The following is a 2328-nucleotide window of genomic DNA, read 5'->3' on the forward strand; positions in this document are numbered from 1 at the left end:
GCTGTCGGGTCGGTCGAACTCCTGCTCCGCCAGCACCATCACGGCCTGGCTCACGTTCTGCAGCAGGTACCTCTCACCCACCAGACCCCGGCCCTCGTAGCGCCGCATCAGCGAGAACCTGGCTTCAGCCCAGAGCTGGATGGGCTGGTTGAGCTCGTCCACACGGATGTCGGGCGGCACGCGGTCGGACGCCATCGCCAGGAGCAGCGTCTTCAGCCCCCGGATGTGGTTGGGGGCGGTGCCCAGCGGTGTCTGCGAGCCCGCGGCGCCGGTCGGTGACTGCATCGCCTGCAGTGCCCGTTGGCCGGGGTCGCGGATGACGATGGTGTCGGCCGGGGTGTCCGCCTTGCGCAGCACCAGCGTGTAGGTGGCGTGCGCCGACGAGATGAACAGGTTGACCGGCTTGGGCGAGTCGCCGACCGGGCGGATGTAGATCTCGCCCTTGTCGCGGTCGCACTCCAGCACGATCTCCCCCGCGGGGTTCACGGCCGGCAACGCGGCAGCCGGAGGCGCCCCGTTGCTGCTGCTGGAGGAAGGCGCGGCGGGGCCGCAGTTGCTGGAATGGATGTTGCCGAACACGTCCGTGATCGCGGCGCCGTCGATGCGGATGCGCGTGGGTTCCTTGATCGACAGTACGGCCTCGACGGCCACGCCGTCGCGGGCGTCCAGCACCTGCAGCGCGGTTGCCGGCGCTGCCGCTGCGAGCAGGCATGTCACGGCCGCCCATGCGGCGATCGAGCGGAACCAGCGGGGTGTCTGAGAACCTGGCGCCATGGCCACCGTCGCTGTTGGTGCAGCGTGGCGACGGCGCTGCGGCCGGGAGTCACGGCGCTGCATGGGTCACCTCCTTGAAGGTCTTCAGGTGCATCCGGCCGCCGCTGTACGTGAAGCCCACCTCGTAGGCCTTGGCGTCGTTGGCCGTTTCCAGGCCGTTGACCAGCGTGCGCAGCCGGCCGCGGACGACGACGGTCTGGGTGTCCTCGCTGGGCACCAGCTGCTGCGGCATGAAGAAGGTGCTGGCGTTGATGCGCTTCAGCCGCGCCGCCTCCAGCTCCTGGCGGGTCTTGAGCTCGCCGTGCTGGTCGGGCTCGACATAGCCGAGCAGGATGTCCTTCTTCCAGTCGATGGAGGCCGGCGTCACGTCCAGCACCAGCCAGGTGATGAAGGCGCCCATCTGCTCGAGGTACTCACTGCTGGCCTTGTCGCGCGAGACCCAGAAGGACTTGTTGATCGACGGCGGCACGACGACCGTGCGCACCGTGCCCAGCAGGTTGAGGATCACCACCAGGGCCAGCACATGCGCGGCGGCCAGCAGGCCCACGGTGAGCGCGAGGCCGCGGTTGCGGCGGCGCATCTCCTTGATGTCCCCGTTCAGGCGTTCGAAGTCCATGTCAGTCCCGCCCGGCCGTCCGAAGGGACTGAGCAGCGCCTCGGGGGCCGCGAACGAAGTGAGCTTGGGGCTTCATCTCTTGGCCTTGGGGTCAACCGACCATGCGCCGGATGTGAGACGGCGGCGTGGCGCGCATCGCCGTCAGCGGGCTGGTGGGCAGGTGCCAGTACAGCCAGTGCACCGCGAAGGCCGGGTGCTTGTCGGCCTTGATGCGGGCGATGGCGCGCGAGGTGAGGGCGCCGGCGGCCAGGCACAGCGCGAAGGAGAACTTCGAGCCGGACATGTAGCCCATGAACAGGCCGAAGAGCAGGGGCGCGGCGACGTCGACGTCCCAGAAGCCGATCTTCCACTGGTCGTCCAGGCGGCGCGGGATGTAGGTGTCGGCGTGCATGCGGGCCTCCTGCTCGTCGGCTGCGCGCGTCAGATCACCGCACCCATGATTGCGCCCGCGATCACGAGGCCGACCGCGGCGAAGATGGCCAGCCCGACATAGAACAGCACCGGGCCGAAGTTGCGCAGTGCGGCCAGCGAGATGAGCGCGACCACGAAGCCGACGAAGCCGACCAGGGCCTTGATGCCCGGCCCCAGGCTCGCGATCTGCGTCAGCGCCGAGGTGAGCGGGCCGGTGATGCCGGTGAAGGCGACCAGGTCGAGGGCGTAGCCGGGAAAGGCGACGCACAGGCCGAGCGCCATCAGTACGAAGAGCGAGACCGGCGACAGCAGGCGCTTCGAGCGGCGGCTGCCGGCGAAGTGGGCCGTACCGGGGTCGTCGGCGCCGTCGGTTGGCAGGGAGCCCGTGGCACGGGCGGGACGCACAGAGGCGAGAGCGGTGTTCATGGGAGTCCTCCGAGGTTTCAGGGCTGGGAGACGAAGGTGGATGGCGGTGGCGGTCGGGTCGGGTGCGGGTGATCAGCGGGTCGGTGGCAGGGTTCAGGCCA

The 2328-nt window shown here is 69.5% G+C and carries 4 protein-coding genes; all 4 read right to left on the reverse strand.

Translation table 11 applies throughout. The features are described from left to right. The coding region (locus tag ACE3OU_RS18740; RefSeq protein WP_374243076.1) for a type-F conjugative transfer system secretin TraK at nt 1–774 on the reverse strand (774 nt) is incomplete at its 3' end. 49 nt (nt 775–823) lie between these two features. Next, complete coding sequence (traE, locus tag ACE3OU_RS18745; RefSeq protein ID WP_374243077.1) at nt 824–1390, reverse strand: type IV conjugative transfer system protein TraE; 567 nt, start codon at nt 1388–1390, stop codon at nt 824–826. A 91-nt stretch (nt 1391–1481) separates the two neighbouring features. Beyond that, the gene (gene traL, locus ACE3OU_RS18750) at nt 1482–1781 is read right to left on the reverse strand and encodes a type IV conjugative transfer system protein TraL (RefSeq protein WP_054022761.1); all 300 of its coding nucleotides are present in this window, start codon (nt 1779–1781) and stop codon (nt 1482–1484) included. Nucleotides 1782–1810: 29 nt separating this feature from the next. Continuing rightward, nucleotides 1811–2227 (reverse strand): hypothetical protein, encoded by a 417-nt coding sequence (locus ACE3OU_RS18755; RefSeq protein WP_374243078.1) that lies wholly within the window; start codon nt 2225–2227, stop codon nt 1811–1813. Nucleotides 2228–2328: the final 101 nt, after the last annotated feature.

The organism is Zoogloea sp. (genome assembly GCF_041908905.1).
Taxonomy (GTDB): Bacteria; Pseudomonadota; Gammaproteobacteria; order Burkholderiales; family Rhodocyclaceae; genus Zoogloea.